General features: G+C 66.1%; 20 protein-coding genes. 11 read left to right on the forward strand and 9 right to left on the reverse strand.

What is annotated here, in order from left to right; translation table 11 throughout:
• The first annotated feature begins 47 nt into the window (after positions 1 to 47).
• The 3 genes from EA796_RS13985 to EA796_RS13995 all read left to right on the forward strand — a co-directional run bounded on the left by EA796_RS13985 (position 48) and on the right by EA796_RS13995 (position 3,933).
• Entirely contained in the window at positions 48 to 1,394 is a 1,347-nt protein-coding gene (locus EA796_RS13985) for an aspartate aminotransferase family protein (RefSeq protein WP_122109027.1), read from the forward strand.
• 90 nt (positions 1,395 to 1,484) lie between these two features.
• Positions 1,485 to 2,981 (forward strand): CoA-acylating methylmalonate-semialdehyde dehydrogenase, encoded by a 1,497-nt coding sequence (locus EA796_RS13990; RefSeq protein WP_122109028.1) that lies wholly within the window; start codon positions 1,485 to 1,487, stop codon positions 2,979 to 2,981.
• A 124-nt stretch (positions 2,982 to 3,105) separates the two neighbouring features.
• A complete protein-coding gene (locus tag EA796_RS13995; protein WP_122109029.1) occupies positions 3,106 to 3,933 on the forward strand; it encodes an arylamine N-acetyltransferase in 828 nt (275 codons plus the stop codon).
• A 526-nt stretch (positions 3,934 to 4,459) separates the two neighbouring features.
• On the opposite strand, the gene EA796_RS14000 is transcribed toward EA796_RS13995, so the two are convergent.
• The 7 genes from EA796_RS14000 to EA796_RS14030 all read right to left on the reverse strand — a co-directional run bounded on the left by EA796_RS14000 (position 4,460) and on the right by EA796_RS14030 (position 10,740).
• Positions 4,460 to 5,284 (reverse strand): NYN domain-containing protein, encoded by an 825-nt coding sequence (locus EA796_RS14000; RefSeq protein ID WP_122109030.1) that lies wholly within the window; start codon positions 5,282 to 5,284, stop codon positions 4,460 to 4,462.
• Between the two features lie 143 nt (positions 5,285 to 5,427).
• A complete protein-coding gene (locus tag EA796_RS14005; protein ID WP_031303580.1) occupies positions 5,428 to 5,664 on the reverse strand; it encodes a hypothetical protein in 237 nt (78 codons plus the stop codon).
• A gap of 418 nt (positions 5,665 to 6,082) precedes the next feature.
• Complete coding sequence (locus tag EA796_RS14010; protein WP_122109031.1) at positions 6,083 to 6,775, reverse strand: lipopolysaccharide kinase InaA family protein; 693 nt, start codon at positions 6,773 to 6,775, stop codon at positions 6,083 to 6,085.
• A gap of 366 nt (positions 6,776 to 7,141) precedes the next feature.
• The gene (gene groL / locus EA796_RS14015; protein WP_122109103.1) at positions 7,142 to 8,788 is read right to left on the reverse strand and encodes a chaperonin GroEL; all 1,647 of its coding nucleotides are present in this window, start codon (positions 8,786 to 8,788) and stop codon (positions 7,142 to 7,144) included.
• A gap of 49 nt (positions 8,789 to 8,837) precedes the next feature.
• The gene (locus EA796_RS14020; protein ID WP_021445335.1) at positions 8,838 to 9,131 is read right to left on the reverse strand and encodes a co-chaperone GroES; all 294 of its coding nucleotides are present in this window, start codon (positions 9,129 to 9,131) and stop codon (positions 8,838 to 8,840) included.
• Positions 9,132 to 9,473: 342 nt separating this feature from the next.
• A complete protein-coding gene (locus EA796_RS14025) occupies positions 9,474 to 9,938 on the reverse strand; it encodes an FxsA family protein (protein WP_122109032.1) in 465 nt (154 codons plus the stop codon).
• Between the two features lie 67 nt (positions 9,939 to 10,005).
• Entirely contained in the window at positions 10,006 to 10,740 is a 735-nt protein-coding gene (locus tag EA796_RS14030) for a HugZ family protein (protein ID WP_122109033.1), read from the reverse strand.
• Positions 10,741 to 10,848: 108 nt separating this feature from the next.
• Here EA796_RS14030 and EA796_RS14035 point away from each other — a divergent pair, with 108 nt between their 5' ends.
• Positions 10,849 to 11,607, forward strand: a complete 759-nt coding sequence (locus EA796_RS14035) for an SDR family oxidoreductase (RefSeq protein WP_122109034.1) — start codon at positions 10,849 to 10,851, stop codon at positions 11,605 to 11,607.
• An 85-nt stretch (positions 11,608 to 11,692) separates the two neighbouring features.
• On the opposite strand, the gene EA796_RS14040 is transcribed toward EA796_RS14035, so the two are convergent.
• Complete coding sequence (locus EA796_RS14040; protein WP_122109035.1) at positions 11,693 to 12,661, reverse strand: polyprenyl synthetase family protein; 969 nt, start codon at positions 12,659 to 12,661, stop codon at positions 11,693 to 11,695.
• Between the two features lie 246 nt (positions 12,662 to 12,907).
• On the opposite strand from EA796_RS14040, the gene rplU reads away from it, so the two are divergent.
• The 5 genes from rplU (at position 12,908) to EA796_RS14065 (ending at position 16,545) form a co-directional block, all read left to right on the forward strand.
• Positions 12,908 to 13,219, forward strand: coding sequence for a 50S ribosomal protein L21 (gene rplU / locus EA796_RS14045; RefSeq protein WP_021445340.1), 312 nt, complete (start codon positions 12,908 to 12,910; stop codon positions 13,217 to 13,219).
• A 37-nt stretch (positions 13,220 to 13,256) separates the two neighbouring features.
• Complete coding sequence (gene rpmA, locus EA796_RS14050) at positions 13,257 to 13,514, forward strand: 50S ribosomal protein L27 (RefSeq protein ID WP_031303584.1); 258 nt, start codon at positions 13,257 to 13,259, stop codon at positions 13,512 to 13,514.
• Positions 13,515 to 13,655: 141 nt separating this feature from the next.
• Positions 13,656 to 14,873, forward strand: coding sequence for an Obg family GTPase CgtA (gene cgtA, locus EA796_RS14055; protein ID WP_021445342.1), 1,218 nt, complete (start codon positions 13,656 to 13,658; stop codon positions 14,871 to 14,873).
• 81 nt (positions 14,874 to 14,954) lie between these two features.
• Positions 14,955 to 16,073 (forward strand): glutamate 5-kinase, encoded by a 1,119-nt coding sequence (gene proB, locus EA796_RS14060; RefSeq protein ID WP_122109036.1) that lies wholly within the window; start codon positions 14,955 to 14,957, stop codon positions 16,071 to 16,073.
• Between the two features lie 10 nt (positions 16,074 to 16,083).
• Positions 16,084 to 16,545: a CreA family protein gene (locus EA796_RS14065; protein ID WP_122109037.1), complete on the forward strand. Its 462-nt coding sequence runs from the start codon at positions 16,084 to 16,086 to the stop codon at positions 16,543 to 16,545.
• A gap of 83 nt (positions 16,546 to 16,628) precedes the next feature.
• Here EA796_RS14065 and EA796_RS14070 read toward each other — a convergent pair whose 3' ends face one another.
• A complete protein-coding gene (locus EA796_RS14070) occupies positions 16,629 to 17,456 on the reverse strand; it encodes a metal-dependent hydrolase (RefSeq protein WP_122109038.1) in 828 nt (275 codons plus the stop codon).
• 121 nt (positions 17,457 to 17,577) lie between these two features.
• Between EA796_RS14070 and EA796_RS14075 the strand changes: the two genes are divergently transcribed.
• Entirely contained in the window at positions 17,578 to 18,603 is a 1,026-nt protein-coding gene (locus EA796_RS14075) for an AraC family transcriptional regulator (RefSeq protein WP_122109039.1), read from the forward strand.
• The gene (locus EA796_RS14080) at positions 18,600 to 19,247 is read left to right on the forward strand and encodes an MBL fold metallo-hydrolase (RefSeq protein ID WP_122109040.1); all 648 of its coding nucleotides are present in this window, start codon (positions 18,600 to 18,602) and stop codon (positions 19,245 to 19,247) included. The genes EA796_RS14075 and EA796_RS14080 overlap by 4 nt, the downstream gene beginning before the upstream one ends.
• Positions 19,248 to 19,277 lie beyond the last annotated feature (30 nt).

Below are 19,277 nucleotides of genomic sequence, written 5' to 3' on the forward strand. Positions count from 1 at the left end.
CTCAGCGGACTACGAATCACCCAAACACCGCCAGCCCGAGGCTCCCGATGAACATGCCGCAGACCGCCACCCCCTCCCTGGCCAGCCAGCTCAAGCTGGATGCCCACTGGATGCCGTTTTCCGCCAACCGCCAGTTCCAGCGCGACCCGCGGATCATCGTCGGTGCCGAAGGCAGCTGGCTGTTCGACGATGCCGGCCGCAAGATCTACGACAGCCTGTCCGGCCTGTGGACCTGCGGCGCCGGCCACTCGCGCAAGGAAATCCAGGAGGCCGTGGCCAAGCAGCTCGGCACCCTCGACTACTCGCCGGGCTTCCAGTACGGCCACCCCTTGTCCTTCCAGCTGGCCGAGCAGATCGCCGACCTGATGCCGGGCGAGCTCAACCACGTGTTCTTCACCGGCTCCGGCTCCGAGTGCGCCGACACCGCGGTGAAGATGGCCAAGGCCTACTGGCGCCTGAAGGGCCAGCCGGCCAAGACTAAGTTCATCGGCCGCGCCCGCGGCTACCACGGCGTCAATATCGCCGGCACCTCGCTCGGCGGCATCGGCGGCAACCGCAAGATGTACGGCCAGTTCATGGACGTCGACCACCTGCCGCACACCCTCCAGCCTCACCTGGCCTACACCAACGGCATGGCCGAGAGCGGCGGCGTCGAGCTGGCCAACGAGCTGCTCAAGTTGATCGAGCTGCACGACGCCTCCAACATCGCCGCGGTGATAGTCGAGCCGATGTCCGGCTCGGCCGGCGTCATCGTGCCGCCCAAGGGCTACCTGCAGCGCCTGCGCGAGATCTGCACCCAGCACAATATCCTGCTGATCTTCGACGAGGTGATCACCGCCTTCGGCCGCATGGGCAAGTGGAGCGGCGCGGAATACTTCGGTGTGACCCCGGACATCATCAACGCCGCCAAGCAGATCACCAACGGCGCCATCCCGCTCGGCGCGGTGGTGGCCTCCAGCGAGATCTACAACACCTTCATGCAGCAGCCGTCGCCCGAGCATATGGTCGAGTTCACCCACGGCTACACCTACTCGGCCCACCCGGTGGCCTGCGCCGCCGGCCTGGCCTCGCTGGAGCTGCTCAAACGCGAGAACCTGATCCAGCAGGCGGCCGAGCTGGCGCCGCAGTTCGGCCAGGCGCTGCATGGCCTCAAGGGCAGCAAGCACGTGGTCGACATCCGCAACTGCGGCCTGGCCGGCGCCATCCAGATCGCCGCGCGCGACGGCGACCCGGTGATCCGCCCGTTCGAGGCCGGGCTGAAACTGTGGAAGGCCGGCTTCTACGTGCGCTTCGGTGGCGACACCCTGCAGTTCGGGCCGACCTTCAACGCCCGGATGGACGACCTCGACCGCCTGTTCAACGCCGTCGGCGAGACCCTGAACAGCCTGGACTGACGCCTTTTCTCCCCACTTCCTTATAGGGGAGTGGGGCCGGGGAGAGGGCCTCAGGCCCACCCCGCAATTCATTCGATAACGGAGAGCCCCATGAGCCTTATCCCGCACCTGATCAACGGCGAACGCGTCGCCGGCAACGAACGCAGCGCCCCGGTGTTCAACCCCTCCACCGGCGAATCGACCCGCCAGGTCGGCCTCGCCGACCGCGCCACCATGCAGTTGGCCATCGACGCCGCCAAGGCCGCCTTCCCGGCCTGGCGCAACACCCCGCCGGCCAAGCGCGCGCAGATCATGTTCCGCTTCAAGCAGCTGCTGGAACAGAACGAGAACGAAATCGCCCAGCTGATCAGCGCCGAGCACGGCAAGACCATCGAGGACGCCATCGGCGAGCTCAAGCGCGGCATCGAGAACGTCGAGTTCGCCTGCGCCGCCCCGGAACTCCTCAAGGGCGAATACAGCCGCAACGTCGGCCCGAACATCGACGCCTGGAGCGACCTGCAACCGATCGGCGTGGTCGCCGGCATCACCCCGTTCAACTTCCCGGCCATGGTGCCGCTGTGGATGTACCCGCTGGCCATCGTCTGCGGCAACTGCTTCATCTTGAAGCCGTCCGAGCGCGACCCCAGCTCCACCCTGTTCATCGCCGAACTGGCGCAGCAGGCCGGCCTGCCCAAGGGCGTGCTCAACGTGGTCAACGGCGACAAGGACGCGGTCGACGCCCTGATCCAAGCGCCCGAGGTCAAGGCGCTGAGCTTCGTCGGCTCGACGCCGATCGCCGAGTACATCTACAGCGAGGGCACCAAGCGCGGCAAGCGCGTGCAGGCCCTCGGCGGCGCCAAGAACCACGCCGTGCTGATGCCCGACGCCGACCTGGACAACGCCGTCAGCGCGCTGATGGGCGCCGCCTACGGCTCCTGCGGCGAGCGCTGCATGGCCATCTCGGTGGCCGTGTGCGTGGGCGACCAGATCGCCGACGCGCTGGTCGACAAGATAGTGCCGCAGATCAAGGCGCTGAAGATCGGCGCCGGCACCCAGTGCGGCCTGGATATGGGCCCGCTGGTCACCGCCGCGGCGCGCGACAAGGTGGTCGGTTATATCGACGACGGCGTCAAGGCCGGCGCCGAGCTGGTGGTGGACGGCCGTGGCTACCGCGTCGCCGGGCATGAGGACGGCTACTTCGTCGGCGGCACCCTGTTCGACAAGGTGACCCCGGAGATGGCCATCTACACCGACGAAATCTTCGGCCCGGTGCTGTGCATCGTCCGCGTCGGCAGCCTGGAAGAGGCCATGCAGCTGATCAACGACCACGAGTACGGCAACGGCACCTGCATCTTCACCCGCGACGGCGAAGCGGCGCGGCTGTTCTGCGACGAGATCGAAGTGGGCATGGTCGGCGTCAACGTGCCGCTGCCGGTACCGGTGGCCTACCACAGCTTCGGCGGCTGGAAGCGCTCGCTGTTCGGCGACCTGCATGCCTACGGCCCGGACGGCGTGCGCTTCTACACCCGCAAGAAGGCCATCACCCAACGCTGGCCGGCGCGCAAGAGCCACGAGGCGGCGCAGTTCGCCTTCCCCAGCAATGGCTGAGGTGAGCTGAAGCGTTGCAGCAGAGGCCGGTCGCAAGACCGGCCTTTTTGCTATCGGCCCTATGCGTATCTCCCAGCGGCCGCCTCTGGTACAACAGCCGGCAGGTAGAAAAGGGAGATGCACGATGACCGAAGCATTCAAGCTGGAGCTGCACACATACCTCGAGCGCCTGGGTTACTCCTCGGCGCCACCTCCGACCCTCGACACCCTGCGCGAGCTGCAGGCGCGGCATACCGCCGAGTTCCCCTTCGAAACCCTGGCGAGCATGCTGCGCGTGCCGGTGCAGGTCGAACCCGCCGCGATCCAGGACAAGCTGCTGCGTCAGGGGCGCGGCGGTTACTGCTTCGAGCTCAACCGCCTGTTTCTGCTGCTGTTGCAGGCGCTGGGCTTCGACGCGCGCGGCCTGACCGGGCGGGTGGTGATGGGCGGGCCGGAGGATGCCCAGCCGGCGCGCACCCATATGCTGGTGCTGGTGACCCTGGACGGCGTGCGCTACATCGCCGACGTCGGCTTCGGCGGCATGGTTCCGACCGGCCCGCTGCGGCTGGACAGCGAGGCGCAGCAGGCCACGCCGCACGAGCCCTACCGCCTGACGCTGGTGGACGGCACCTATACCTTGCGGGCGCTGGTGGCCGGCAGCTGGCGGGCGATGTACCTGTTCGATCTGCAGAAGGTGGCGGATATCGATTACGTGGTCGGCAACTGGTACGTGTGCACCCATCCGGATTCGCCCTTTCTCGGCCAGATGATCGCGGCCCGCACCGGGCCGGGCCTGCGCAAGACGCTGAACAAAGGCAGTTTCGCCATCCATCGCCTGGGGCAGGACAGCGAGCGGGTGCAGCTGCAGAGCGTCGACGCGGTACTGGAGGTATTGCGCGATGAGTTCGGCATTCGGGTGCCGGAGCATCCCGAGTTGCGGGGGATTATCGAGCGGTTGATTGCGGGGGCGTGAGCTGAGGCCTGCTGGTATCCCCGGCCGCTAGCCGCCTGTGGGAGGGGCTAGGGGAGAGGGTGCTTTTGGCTTTTTGCACTCCGACGCCGCTTGTTCGTCGTCCGTTATTACGGTTGACTCGCTTCGCTCGCCCTTCGGGCCAGCCTGCGGCTGTTACCAAGCTTCGCTTCGTATCACCCTTACGGCGACTCACTTTTTTCAAACGCCGGATGGCCGGCCCCGCAAAAAAGTAAGCAAAAACGCTGTGCCCCGCCATCCGGAACTAGGCGTCCCCGTCATGCTGCGCTCGACTCCCCTCACTCCATCGTTGCTCCAGGGGCCGGCGTACATGGGCCGTCCATGGGCCTTTACGCCTCTCGCCGCATCCATGCGGCTCGCGCCCTTCCGCAACGATTCCGCTCGGCCTCCTGAAGGGGCGTTTGGCGGCGGCTGATCGTTCGCGGTCTAAAAGCACGGCCGATGTCGTGTCGGGTTGGCGCAGGTGTTGTGAACGCAATGGCTGATAACGCGAAGCTTGTCCACCGCTTCACTGTTTCGCTGTGGCCTTCCGATTCCGCACATACAGCGCCTCACCGCCCGTCGCACTGCTGCCGCGCACCTGCAGCTCAAACCGCTTCGCATGCCCCTTGATCAAATCGCTGAGCTTCTTGAAGCCGTATAGCCGGGCATCGAATGCCGGGCGCAGTTTGCTGATGTTCGAGCCGAGGGCGCCGAGTTGGATCCAGCCGTCCTCGTCGTCGCTGTCGTCGATGACCTTGGCGATAAATTCCACCGGTACCTTCTGTACCTTCGGCTTGGCGGATGCCTTGGCCGGTTCGGTGGCTGTGGTCTCGCCAGCGACGGCTTTGGTCTTGTCGCCATTGCTGGGCGGTTCTTCCGCTGCCTCGGCGGCGTCGGCGCGAAGGATTTCCGTATAGATGAACTTGTCGCAGGCCGAGACGAAGGGCGAGGGGGTCTTCTCCTCGCCGAAGCCGTAGACGGTCAGCCCTTCCTCGCGCAGGCGCGCCGCCAGCCGGGTGAAGTCGCTGTCGCTGGAGACCAGGCAGAAGCCATCGAAGCGCCGGGTATAGAGCAGGTCCATGGCGTCGATGATCAGCGAGCTGTCGGTGGCGTTCTTGCCCTTGGTGTAGGCGAACTGCTGGATCGGCTGGATGGAGTGGTCGAGCAGCACCTTTTTCCAGCCGCCCAGGTTGGGCAGTGTCCAGTCGCCATAGATGCGCTTGACGCTGGCGACACCGTATTTGGCGATTTCCTCGAACAGGCCTTCGACTATGGCGGCGGGGGCGTTGTCGGCGTCGATCAGCACCGCGAGGTGCTTCTGCTGGCGGGAGGCGGGGGCTTTGGCGGCCATGCGGCATCCTTGCGAGAGAGGATGCCTGACCTTACTGCGAATGCTGGCGCGATGCCAGAGCGTCGATGCCAGTGGTATTCGCGCGGGGCGGGGCGCTCAACCCGTCCCGGGTCGAGCGCAACTTCCCCGTTGCGGAACGGGCGTTACTGCTCGCCCTTCAGCGCGCCGCTCAGGCCGAACATCAGCACCAGCAGGTTGGCGTCCGGTTTGGCTTGCGTCGGCGCCGGTTTGCGCGGCGGGGCGCTGGGGCAGGCTTCGGTGGCGCTGCAGTCGCGGGCTTCCAGCACGCGCGGGGCGGGTTCCTGCCAGGCAGCGGCGGCAATGGCCGTGACGCTGAGGGCGAGGCCGAGGAATAAACCTCGTGCTGTTTCTAATTTCATTTTGATAACCCCTTGAAAGCGCTGCCAAACGCTGTTCGCTAAACCTAGATCACCCACCGTTCGGTCGTGGTCTTGCGCGACGAACGGTCACTGCCTATGGCTGGCACCACCTGGGGGCTGTGCTGGGACACGGGCCAGCCCGGTTGGTTCAATCTGTGTGCGGGTAACGCCCAGGCGTCACCTTTGGTGCCTTTGGGAGCACCCTGTAGCAGCCGGCCTTGGCGGTGGGTAAGCGGGGCCAGAGTGGCGCAGCTGATCCTGCTGCCCGGCGCAAAGCTGCGGGGCAGAGCCACGTCCTGGTGATGGTGGTGCGAAAAGATCGCCCGTAGGCGGCAAACAGATGCCGGCGCTGGGCCGGCATGTATGTTTTTTAAGCAAGAGGCGTACCGTGAATCTCTGGCAGCGTTGTCGACCCCGGCTAGCCCAGGCCATTGGCGCCGCCGGCGAATACCTGGCGATAGCCCTGCAGCAGCTGCTGCCAGTCTGCGTCCGACCAGGGGCTGTGGCGCCGCAGCTGGCGCAGGTCGTGGCGCGCGGCGCGTACCCGGCTGAGGCGCCGGCGGCTCTTTTCCAGGTCGAGCAGGGCCACCTGCGGGGTGTCGCCGTCCAGGCGTACGAAGACATGCTTGGCGTATAGGCAGCCGTGCTGCCAGCGGCCCAGGTGCATGCGCGCCAGGGTGGCGCCGATCTGTTGCAGCAGCTGTGCGTGTCGCGCTTCGCCGCAGGCCTGGCGGCCGCCGTCGGCGTACCAGCTCTCGATATCTGCGAAACCGTCCAGCGCCGCGGTGACCAGCAGGCCGCGCCAGCCCTGTTGCGGGTCGCGTTCGACGCCGCAGTAGATCAGCTGCGGCACGGCCACGCCGAGGGCGTCGAGGGCGCGCAGCGCCTTGCGTTCGCGCAGCACGGTGGGGCGGCCCCTGGGGTGCAGCAGGCTGCGATAGAGGTGGCCGACCTGGCGCTTGGCGTACCAGACCGCGTCCTGCCGTTGCAGGCGCTGCACACCGCTTTCGCCGCCGCGGCGCTGGTTGGGCTCTTCCACCCATTCGCCGCGCAGTTGCCACCAATGTTGAAAGGGGTGTTGCTGGGTGTCGCCAGAGGTACCGAGGGTCATGGTCGTTGTTCTTTTGCCTGTCTGTCCGGGCTGCCCGCGCCCTCGGGGGCAGCCATTCGGGTGCGCCGGCGCAGCCGACACGGGGACAAACTAAGCAAAGCTCGCGGTCAAGTCCATAGAAAGCTATGCAGCGGTCGGGCGTTTGGCGCCGTGCGCCGTGTTGCGAATTGCACGCCCCGGGGCGCCGGGACTGGCCGTCGCATGTGGCAAGGGGCGCGACGGGGCAGGGGGCTCAGTGTGCACGGCGCACCCTGCCGGGCCGTCGCCGGTATCATCTGGCCGCGCGCCGCGCCGGCTTGGAGGCCGCCCATAAAAAACCCCGCGACGAGCGCGGGGTTCTTGTTACAGCGAGGGAGCCGGGCTGGCTTACATCATGCCGCCCATGCCACCCATACCGCCCATGCCGCCCATATCCGGCATGGCCGGGGCCTTGTCGTCAGCCGCTTCGGCCACCATGGCCTCGGTGGTGATCATCAGGCCGCCGATGGAGGCAGCAGCCTGCAGGGCCGAACGGGTGACCTTGGCCGGGTCGAGGATGCCCATCTCGATCATGTCGCCATAGGTGTCGGTAGCGGCGTTGAAGCCGAAGTTGCCCGAACCCTGCTTGACCTTGTCGACCACCACGCTCGGCTCGCCGCCGGCGTTGGCGACGATCTGGCGCAGCGGCGCTTCGACGGCGCGACGCAGCAGGGCGATGCCGACGTTCTGGTCTTCGTTGTCGCCCTTCAGGCCTTCGATGGCCTGCAGCGCGCGCACCAGAGCAACGCCGCCGCCAGGCACCACGCCTTCTTCCACTGCAGCGCGGGTGGCGTGCAGGGCGTCTTCGACGCGGGCCTTCTTCTCTTTCATCTCGACTTCGGTGGCAGCGCCGACCTTGATCACGGCAACACCGCCGGCCAGCTTGGCCAGACGCTCTTGCAGCTTCTCTTTGTCGTAGTCGGAGGTGGTGTCTTCGACCTGCTTGCGGATCTGCGCCACGCGGGCTTCGATGTCGGCTTGGGCGCCGGCGCCGTCGATGATGGTGGTGTTGTCCTTGTTCAGCACGACGCGCTTGGCGTTACCCAGGTGCTCCAGGGTGGCGCTTTCCAGGGACAGGCCGACTTCTTCGCTGATCACGGTGCCGCCGGTGAGGATGGCGATGTCCTGCAGCATGGCCTTGCGGCGGTCGCCGAAGCCCGGAGCCTTGACGGCAGCGACCTTGACGATGCCACGCATGTTGTTGACCACCAGGGTGGCCAGGGCTTCGCCTTCGACGTCTTCGGCGACGATCAGCAGCGGGCGACCGGCCTTGGCGACGGCTTCCAGTACCGGCAGCAGTTCGCGGATGTTGCTGATCTTCTTGTCCACCAGCAGCAGCAGCGGGCCTTCCAGCTCGGCAACCATGGTGTCCGGCTTGTTGATGAAGTAGGGCGACAGGTAGCCACGGTCGAACTGCATGCCTTCGACGACGGACAATTCGTTTTCCAGGCCCGAGCCTTCTTCGACGGTGATCACGCCTTCTTTACCGACCTTCTCCATGGCCTCGGCGATGATGTCGCCGATGGAGTTGTCGGAGTTGGCGGAGATGGTGCCGACCTGGGCGATGGCCTTGGTGTCGGTGCAGGGCTTGGCCAGGTCCTTGAGCTGGGCGACGATGGCGCTGGTGGCCTTGTCGATGCCGCGCTTCAGATCCATCGGGTTCATGCCGGCAGCGACCGACTTCAGGCCTTCGTTGACGATGGCCTGGGCCAGCACGGTGGCGGTGGTGGTGCCGTCACCGGCGGCGTCGTTGGCCTTGGACGCGACGTCCTTGACCAGCTGGGCGCCCATGTTCTCGAAGGCGTCCTTCAGTTCGATTTCCTTGGCAACCGAAACGCCGTCCTTGGTGATGGTCGGCGCGCCGAAGGACTTGGCCAGCACCACGTTACGGCCTTTCGGGCCGAGGGTGGCTTTTACCGCGTCGGCCAGGACGTTGACGCCGATGAGCATTTTCTTGCGGGCGGAATCGCCGAATTTGACTTCTTTAGCAGCCATGTTGATCAATCCTCAGAATTCTTGACGGTTAAACGGAGACTGGCGCGAATCAGGCTTCGATGACGGCGAGGATTTCGTTCTCGCCCATCACCAGCAGGTCTTCGCCGTCGACCTTGACGGTGTTGCTGCCGGAGTAGGGGCCGAATACCACCTTGTCACCGACCTTGACGGCCAGCGGACGTACTTCGCCGTTGTCCAGCACGCGACCGGTGCCGACGGCGACGATCTCGCCCTGGTTCGGCTTCTCGGCAGCAGAACCCGGCAGCACGATGCCGCCAGCGGTTTTGGTCTCTTCTTCGCTGCGACGGATCACGACGCGGTCATGCAGAGGACGAAGCTTCATTGTCGATCTCTCCTAACAATTGATGGCCAACTTGCCGACTCTTGTGTGGCCGGCGGGTTTGTAAAATCCGGCGGGGCCGGGTGCGGTGCGCGGTGCACACCGCGAAAGTCTGACTGCCTCGGAGGGCAGGCACCTTGCGGTGACTGCTACATGTGGGCGGGCGAGGGTATTTCAAGGGCCGGGGTGCAAATTTTTTGCATCGGCGAGGGAGGTGGCATCCGGGATGGCTTGGCGCAAGCGCCAGGGCGTGGCTGTCATCTTGTCGGAGTCGGCTGGCTGGCGATCGGCGGGCTGCGGGATCGCCAGCCAGCCGGCTCCTGTGGGGATCGTTGCGGAGCTGCTTCAGTCGCGGCGTTCGTACTCGCCTTCCAGCACATTCGGACGGGGCGCCCCCGGGCGGCTCTGCCCGGCGCGCGCGGCCATATCGTCGAAGAAGGCGCGCTGGCGCAGGGCCTGTTCCTCGGCGCGGCGGCGCAGCATGCCGACCAGCAGGCGGCGGGTGAAGGGAATCAGGCAGAGCACGCCGAAGATGTCGCTGATAAAGCCTGGCAGCAGCAGCAGGCCGCCGCCGACGGCGATCAGCAGGCCTTCGAGCATTTCCTGTTCGGGCAGCTCGCCGCGCGCCAGCTTCTCGCGGGCGCGCCAGGCGGTGGCGACGCCGGCCACGCGTAGCAATACGCTGCCGAGCACGGCGGTGCCGATCACCAGCAGCAGCGTCGGCAGCACACCGATGGCGCTGCCGACCTGGATCAGCAGGGCCAGCTCGATGATCGGGAACAGCAGGAAGAGAAACAGAAACACACGCATGGGTCGAAGTGTCCTTGGCGGAAGTCGGGCTTCCCGTAGGTTCTTAATATGGGGCGCGGCGCTTAATTCAAGCTGAAACCGCGCCGTCGGTCGGCCAGTGCTCGGCGCGCGCCAGCTGCACCAGGGCCTGGCGCACCGCGCCCGGATTGCCGCACGGGGCGGGAAACGCCAGCCAGTAAAGGCTCTGGCCGATGCGCAGGTGGAAGCCCTCGCTGTCGATGCCGCCCAGCTGCGCCGGCTCCTGTCCCGGCAGCCCGGCCAGCGCGACGTAGTGGGCGATGGCGTCGGCGTGGTCGGCGTTCATGTGCTCGACCATGCCGGCTTCGCTGCCGTCGGTCGCGAAGGGGTTGGCCAGGGCGACCTCATCGAGCCAGTGAATGGCGCCGAAACCGCCGATGAAACGCCAGCGCACCGGGTCCAGCCGCCAGAAATCGAAATCATGCGCCCGATGGTAGTCGCGTGATTGGGGGAAAAAGCGGTAATAACGCTGGGCGGCCGCCTCGATTTCGCCTTCGTCACGCAACTGTCGTGCTTCGGCGAGCAGAGTGAGGCGGCCGACCGCCTGCACATCCTCTGCGCCGCGCTCGCCGACCAGCAGCGAGCACTTGGCGTCCTGCCCGAGATTATGGGTGTGCTGGGCGATGCGACTGATCAGGATCAGCGGCCGGCCCTCGGCGTCCAGGCAGTAGGGCACCACCGATCCGAAGGGGAAGCCCGGCATGGCCTTGGAGTGGGTGCTGAGCACGCCACGGTATTCCTTGAGCAGCAATTCTCGTGCATGCTTGCCGGCTTTCACGCTCACCTTATGACTCCTCGCAAAGAATCCGTCAGAAACGGACAGGCGCCCTAGCATAGCGGTTCGCAGGCGTCAGCGGGGCTGGTTAATGCTGCAACTTGAGGGGATAACGCGATGCAACTGAAAGACAAAGTCATCATCATCACCGGTGGTTGCCAGGGCCTGGGCCGCGCCATGGGCGAGTACCTGGCGGCCAAGGGCGCCAAGCTGGCGCTGGTCGACCTGAACCAGCAAAAACTCGACGAAGCCGTGGCCGCCTGCAAGGACGCCGGCGGTGACGCCCGCAGCTACCTGTGCAACGTGGCCAATGAAGAGCAGGTGACCCACATGGTCGCCCAGGTGGCCGAGGACTTCGGCGCCATCAACGGTCTGGTCAACAATGCCGGCATTCTCCGCGACGGTCTGACCATCCGCGTCAAGGACGGCGAGATGAGCAAGATGAGCCTGGCGCAGTGGCAGGCAGTGATCGACGTCAACCTGACCGGGGTGTTCCTCTGCACCCGCGAAGTGGCGGCGAAGATGATCGAGCTGAAGAACGAAGGCGCGATCGTCAACATCTCCTCCATCTCCCGCGCCGGCAACATGGGCCAGGCCAACTACTCCGCGGCCAAGGCCGGCGTCGCCGCCGACACCGTGGTCTGGGCCAAGGAGCTGGCGCGCTACGGCATCCGCGTCGCCGGCGTGGCGCCGGGCTTCATCGAAACCGAGATGACCGGCAGCATGAAGCCGGAAGCGCTGGAGAAGATGACCGCCGGCATTCCGCTGCGGCGCATGGGCAAGCCGGCCGAGATCGCCCACTCGGTGGCCTATATCCTGGAGAACGACTACTACACCGGTCGCATCCTCGAGCTCGACGGCGGCCTGCGTCTGTAAGCGCCGCCGCGCAAACGAAAACGCCCCGACTGGTTCGGGGCGTTTTCGTTTCTGGCAGCTGGTGCGCCGTGGGCACCGCTGCTTTTTAATGTGTGCGAGCGACGGCGAAGCGGCTCAGTTCGACCAGCGCATCGCGGTATTCGCCGGCCGGCAGCGCGTCCAGGCAGGCGATGGCGCGCTCGGCGTAGTCGCGCGCCAGTTGCGCGGTGTAGTCCAGGGCGCCGGCGGCTTCCACGGCGGCGCGTATGCTTTCCAGGTCCTCGATGCCGCCCTTCTGGATGGCGCGGCGCACCAGCGCGGCCTGCTCCTCGCTGCCTTCGCGCATGGTGTAGATCAGCGGCAGGGTCGGTTTGCCCTCGGCCAGGTCGTCGCCGACGTTCTTGCCCAGCTCGGCGGCGTCGCCCCGGTAGTCGAGCAGGTCGTCGACCAGCTGGAAGGCCACGCCGAGGTGGTCGCCGAAGGTGCGCAGGGCTTCGCTCTGAGCCTCGCTGGCGCCGGCCAGCGCCGCGGCGGCATGGGTCGAGGCCTCGAACAGCATGGCGGTCTTGCCGCGGATGACTTCCATATAGGTTTCTTCCGTGGTGCTGGCGTCGCGCACTTTGGACAGCTGCAGCACCTCGCCCTCGGCGATCACCCGGGTGGCCTTGGAGAGGATGCGCATGACCGGCATGGAGCCCAGCTCGACCATCATTTCGAACGAGCGCGAATAGAGGAAGTCGCCCACCAGCACGCTCGGCGCGTTGCCCCACTGGGCATTGGCGGTGCTGCGACCGCGGCGCATGTCGGACATGTCGACCACGTCGTCGTGCAGCAGGGTGGCGGTGTGCAGGAACTCGATGGTGGCGGCCAGCAGACGCAGGTCGTCGGCCCGATAGCCCAGCGCCTTGCCGCTGAGCAGCACCAGCAGCGGGCGCAGGCGTTTGCCGCCAGCGGAGATGATATAGTCGCCGATCTTCTCCACCAGCGGTACGCGCGAGACCAGTTGTTGACGGATGATGCCGTCGACGGCGGTGAAATCGTCCGCCACCACGCGGTAGAAAGCCTGGGGTTGCATCGGCGAAAGGTGCTCCTTTGAGGTTGCGCGGCATGCTAGGTGGCGGGGTGGGGGCTGTCAAGGCAAGCGCCGGCGGGCCTTGCGTGGCGTCACGGGCTTGCGTACAATCGCGCACCCTGAACTTCCCCCTGGGCATTTCCCTGCCTTACGCAATTGCAAGGGCGTCACTTCCGGCCCCAAGCAGCCATGCCAGCCAATAACGACTTTTCTAAAGCGCTGGGTGAGCAGGATCAACGGAGATTTACCATGTACGCAGTGATTGTTACTGGTGGCAAGCAATACAAGGTCACCGAAGGCGAATTCCTCAAGATCGAGAAGCTCGAAGTCGCTACCGGCGAAGCCGTGACTTTCGATCGCGTTCTGCTGATCGGCAATGGCGACGACGTTAAGATCGGCGCTCCGGTCGTAGACGGCGCTAAAGTGGTTGCCGAAGTCGTGTCGCAAGGCCGTCACGACAAGGTGCGCATCATCAAGTTCCGCCGTCGTAAGCACCACATGAAGCGTCAGGGCCACCGTCAGTGGTTCACTGAGATCAAAATCACCGGTATCCAGGCCTGATTCGTCGGCCCCGATCCCTTTATAGGAGTATTGACTCATGGCACACAAAAAAGCTGGCGGTTCTACCCGTAACGGCCGCGATTCCGAAAGTAAACGCCTTGGCGTGAAGATGTACGGCGGCCAGGTCATCAAGGCCGGCAACATCATCGTGCGTCAGCGCGGCACCCAGTTCCACCCCGGTTTCGGCGTGGGCATCGGCAAGGACCACACCCTCTTCGCTAAAGTCGAAGGCGTGGTCAAGTTCGAAGTGAAGGGCGCTTTCGGCCGTCGCTACGTGAGCGTCGTCCAGGCTTAATCGCCGGCACGCTGGAGAAGCCCTGTCCCTAGGACGGGGCTTTTTTATTTGTGTATCTTTGGTTCGCTTGCCCGATCCGCTAGCTCTGGATGATCCGGCAAGCGTTCCCTCCAGCCCGCAGGTGACGCGGGAGGCATATCCATGAAATTCGTCGACGAAGTTTCGATTTTTGTAAAAGCCGGTGATGGCGGTAACGGCATGATGGCCTTCCGCCGCGAGAAGTTCATCGAGAAGGGCGGCCCCAACGGCGGCGACGGTGGCGACGGCGGCTCGGTATTCCTCGTCGCTGACGAGAACCTCAACACCCTGATCGACTACCGCTACACGCGCAAATTCCACGCGCAGAACGGCGAGAAGGGCGGCAGCACCGACTGCACCGGGGCCAAGGGCGAGGACTTGCTCCTGCCGGTGCCGGTCGGCACCACGGTGATCGACGCCGGCACCCAGGAAGTGATCGGCGACCTGGTCAAGCCCGGCCAGCGCCTGATGGTCGCCCAGGGCGGCTGGCACGGCCTGGGCAACACCCGCTTCAAGTCCAGCACCAACCGCGCGCCGCGGCAGACCACGCCGGGCAAGCCGGGCGAGTCGCGCGACCTCAAGCTGGAGCTCAAGGTACTGGCCGACGTCGGCCTGCTCGGCCTGCCCAACGCCGGCAAGAGCACCTTTATCCGCGCCGTTTCCGCGGCCAAGCCGAAGGTGGCCGACTACCCCTTCACCACCCTGGTGCCGAACCTGGGTGTGGTCAGCGTCGACCGCTTCAAGAGCTTCGTCGTCGCCGACATTCCGGGCCTGATCGAGGGCGCTTCGGAAGGCGCCGGTCTGGGCATCCGCTTCCTCAAGCACCTGGCGCGTACCCGCCTGCTGCTGCACCTGGTGGACATGGCGCCGCTGGACGAGAGCGATCCGGCCGAGTCGGCGCAGGTGATCATCGACGAGCTGGGTCGCTTCAGCCCGGCGCTGGCCGAGCGCGACCGCTGGCTGGTGCTGAACAAGATGGACCAGATCCCGGAAGACGAGCGCGAGGCGCGCAAGGCCGACATCGTCGCCCGTCTGGGCTGGCAGGGCCCGGTCTACGTGGTCTCGGCCATCAGCCGCGACGGCACCGAGCGCATCTGCCGCGACATCATGCATTACCTGGAAGTGCGCGGTGAGCGCATCGCCGAGGACCCGCAGTTCGCCGAGGAGCTGGCCGAGCTGGATCAGCGCATCGAAGACGAGGCGCGCGCCCGCCTGCAGGCGCTGGACGACCAGCGTGCGTTGCGCAAGGCCGGGGTGCGCAGCGTCGACGATATCGACGAAGACGACTTCGACGACGAAGATGACGACGACGGCCCGGAAATCATTTACGTCCGGGATTAAGCAAGTTTTCAACGCCGCTTAATTGCGGCGTTTTTGTAGGTGGGGCAGGCTCCATCGTTTTCTGGCTAAGGTTGGAAGATCATGCGTGACAAGGTGACCGGCGCGCGGCGCTGGGTGGTGAAGATCGGCAGTGCGCTGCTGACCGCCGACGGGCGCGGCCTGGATCGGGCGGCCATGGCGGTGTGGGTCAAGCAGATGGTGGCCCTGCGCGAGCAGGGCGTGGAGCTGGTGCTGGTGTCCTCCGGCGCGGTGGCCGCGGGCATGAGCCGCCTCGGCTGGAGCAGTCGACCGAGCGCCATGCACGAGCTGCAGGCGGCTGCCGCCATCGGCCAGATGGTGCTGATCCAGGCCTGGGAGTCGAGCTTCGCCGAACACGGCCGGCGTACCGCGCAGATCCTCCTGACCCACGACGACCTGTCCGACCGCAAGCGTTACCTCAACGCGCGCAGCACCCTGCGCACCCTGGTCGACCTCGACGTGGTGCCGGTGATCAACGAGAACGACACCGTGGTCACCGACGAGATCCGCTTCGGCGACAACGACACCCTGGCCGCGCTGGTGGCCAACCTGGTGGAGGCCGACCTGCTGGTGATCCTTACCGACCGCGACGGCATGTTCGACGCCGACCCGCGGCACAATCCGGACGCCAAGCTGATCAACGAGGCGCGTGCCGACGACCCGGCGCTGGATGCGGTGGCCGGCGGCGTCGGCGGCGCGCTGGGCCGTGGCGGCATGCAGACCAAGCTGCGCGCCGCGCGCCTGGCGGCGCGTTCCGGTGCTCATACGATCATCGTCGGCGGTGCCATCGAGCAGGTGCTGGCGCGGCTCAAGGCCGGCGAACGCCTGGGCACCCTGCTGGCGCCCGAGCGTGGCCTGCTGGCGGCGCGCAAGCAGTGGCTGGCCGGCCACCTGCAGACCCGCGGCACCCTGGTGCTGGATGCCGGCGCGGTGAAGGCGCTGAGCCAGGACCGCAAGAGCCTGCTACCGGTCGGGGTCAAGGCGGTGCAGGGCAGCTTCCGCCGCGGCGAGATGGTGGTCTGCGTTGCCCCGGACGGCCGCGAGGTCGCCCGCGGCCTGGTCAACTACAGCGCCCTGGAGGCGCAGAAGATCATCGGCCAGCCGTCCGATGCCATCGAGAAGCTGCTGGGCTATGTCGATGAGCCGGAGTTGGTGCATCGCGACAATCTGATTCTCGTCTAAGGAGAAAGGCATGCGTCCGTTCAAGGGAGTGGTGCTGGGCCTGCTGGTGCTGCCCGGCCTGGCGCTGGCCGAGACCATCGGCGAGGTGTCCACCGTGTTCAAGTGGGTGGGGCCGAACGACAAGATCGTCGTCGAGGCCTTCGACGATCCCAAGGTGGCGGGGGTGACCTGCTACCTGTCGCGGGCCAAGACCGGTGGGGTCAAGGGCGGCCTGGGCCTGGCCGAGGATCGCGCTGAGGCTTCCATCGCCTGTCGTCAGGTCGGGCCGATTCGTTTCCAGGGCGAGCTGAAGGATGGCGAGGAGGTGTTCAAGGAGCGTACCTCGCTGGTGTTCAAGACCATGCAGGTGGTGCGCTTCTTCGACAGCAAGCGCAATACCCTGGTGTACCTGGTCTACAGCGACCGGGTGATCGAGGGCAGCCCGCAGAACGCGGTGACCGCCATTCCGATCCTGCCCTGGGGCCAGCCGTAGGGGCGCAATGCGCACCAGGCGATGCGCTCGCTAGCGAAGACGGAGCAGCGCCAGTCGGGCGCACGGCCGCGCGGCAACCGCTTCTAGCCGGCCGGTGCATCGAATTCGCCGCGGTACTGCTGCACCAGGTGCAGGTTGTCGTGCTGCCAGGGGTGGAAGTCGGCCTTGTAGAAGTCCAGGTAGACCCGCACCAGCGGCCGATAGATGCCGCGCGAACCCCATAGCCAGGCCAGGCCGTCGCGCCATACCCTCCAGTTCCACAGCAGGCCGTCGCGCTTGAGCATGTGCAACAGGCCCTTGGTGGTGTCGAGCGTGAAGAAGAAGGTGCTCTGCAGCATGGCGCGGCGGCGCAGCCAGGGGTTGCCGCTGACCAGCTGGAACACGTCGAAGGCCACCGCCTTGTGCTCGGTCTCTTCCAGGGCGTGCCAGCGCCACAGGCGCGCCATGCGCGGGTCCGCGCCTTCCAGCCAGAGCGGATCCTTCAGCAGGGCGTCGGCCATGATCGCGGTCAGGTGCTCCACCGAGGCGGTGGCGGCCAGTTGCAGCTTGCTCGGCAGGTGCTTCTGCAAAAAGGCCAAACGGCGCTTGAGGCCTCGCTCCAGATAATCGATGTCATAGCCCAGCTCGCGCAGGCGCTCGCTGTACTCGAGGTGCTCGCGGCTGTGATGGCCTTCCTGACCGATAAAGCCGCGTATCTGCTCCTTGAGTCGCGGATCTTCGACCTGCTCGCGAAACAGCCGCACCGAATCGATGAAGAAGCGCTCGCCGTCGGGGAACAACACCGACATGGCGTTGAACAGATGGGTCTTGAATGCATTGCCGCCGTGCCAGTGTCGCGGCAATGGATCGGGCAGCTCGAAGTCGAGCTGGCGCGGGCGGATCTGCAAGCCTTCCGGGGTGGTACTGGCCATGCCTGTTGCCTCCGGTTGCGGGACCATGGTGCAACTATGGGCTTGTGGCGTGGCTGCGGGCAAGGTTAAGGTCAGCCAAAACACGGGTCATTTACGGCCAGCCGCCACGACAAGACGCCCGATGAAAAACGCGCTGAACTTCACTGCCGAACTGGTTCCCGTAGCCTATGCCGAGGCCTTGCTGGCGCTGGCCGAGGAGCTGGGTGTGCCGCGCGATGCCCTGTTCGCCGCCGCACGGGTGCGCCCCGAAGTGCTGGGCAGCCCGAACGGACGCCTGTCGTTCCAGGATTTTCACCTGCTCACCCAGGCCGCGCTGGAGCGCTGCGGCGAACCTGCGCTGGGCCTGGTGCTGGGCCAGCGGCTCAACGTCTCCACCCATGGCATCCTCGGTTATGCGGTGCTCTCCAGCGCCAACCTGGGCAAGGCGCTGCAGTTCGCTCTGAAGTACTACCGGGTACTTGGCCTGGCTTTCGAGCTGGAGCTGGTGGAGCAGGGCGAGGACATGGAATTGCGCGCCGTCGAGTCCTTCCCCATGGGGCCGCAATCGCGCTTTGCCGCCGAAGGCCTGTTGACCAGCATTCACACCATCGCCCGCTTCCTGCTCGGCGAGGAATTGCAGGGGCTCGCCGTCGGCTTCGCCCATGCCGCGCCGGACTACGCCACACGCTACGCCGAGGTCTTCGGCGTGGCGGCGCAGTTCGAGCAGCCCTGGCACTGGTTGCGCCTGCCGCGGCACTATCTGCAGCGGCCCATGGCCCTGGCCAACCCGGCCACGGTGCAGATGTGCGAGCAGCAGTGCGAGGCGCTGCTGGCCAGCCTCGACGTGCAGGACGGCCTGCTCACCCGTGTGCGCCGCCTGCTGCTGGCGCGCCCCGGCGATTTCCCCGACCTCGACGGCGCCGCCAGCGCCCTGCATACCAGCGGCCGCAGCCTGCGCCGGCACCTGGCGCAGATGGGCACCAGCTACCAGCAGGTGCTCGACGAAGTGCGCAAGCGCCTGGCCCTGCAATACCTCGCCACCACCCACCTGCCGCTGTACGAGATCGCCCAGCTGCTGGGTTTCAGCGACCCCTCCAACTTCCGCCGCGCATTCAGGAAATGGACGGGTAAACTGCCCGGCGATTACCGCAACGAGGCACCCCGATGAACACCGCCGCAACGACTGCCCTGATCCGCGAAACCTTCCCCGTCGGTCCCTTGCAGTGCAACTGCACCATCATCGGCGACCCGCTGACGAAAAAGGCCATAGTGGTCGATCCGGGCGGCAATCCCGATCTGATCATGGCGCGGCTCGAGGCCCATGGGCTCAGGGTGGTGAGCATCATCCACACCCACGCCCATCTCGATCACTTCCTCGCTTCCGGGCAGATGAAGGAGAAGACCGGCGCCACCCTGCACCTGCACAAGGACGATCAGTTCCTCTGGGACAACCTGGAGATGCAGTGCCGCATGTTCGGCGTGCCCTACACCCCGGTGCCGGCGCCTGACCGGTGGCTGGCCGACGACGAGGCGCTGGCCTGCGGCTGCGGCGTGGCGCTGCACACGCCGGGGCATACGCCGGGTTCGATGAGTTTCTGGTTCGCCGATGCCAAGCTGCTGATCGCCGGCGACACCCTGTTCCGTCGCGGCATCGGCCGTACCGACCTGTGGGGCGGCGACTACGCCACCATCGAGCGTTCGATCAAGCAGCGCCTGTACCGGCTGGACGAGGACGCCACGGTGGTCACCGGCCACGGCCCGGATACCCGGCTGGGTGACGAGATGCGCGAGAATCCGTTTATCCGTGCCTGAACCCGGCGCTGTGCGGGCTGTCTACACTGG

The sequence above is a fragment of the Pseudomonas sp. AOB-7 genome (assembly GCF_003696305.1).
Taxonomy (GTDB): Bacteria; Pseudomonadota; Gammaproteobacteria; order Pseudomonadales; family Pseudomonadaceae; genus Aquipseudomonas.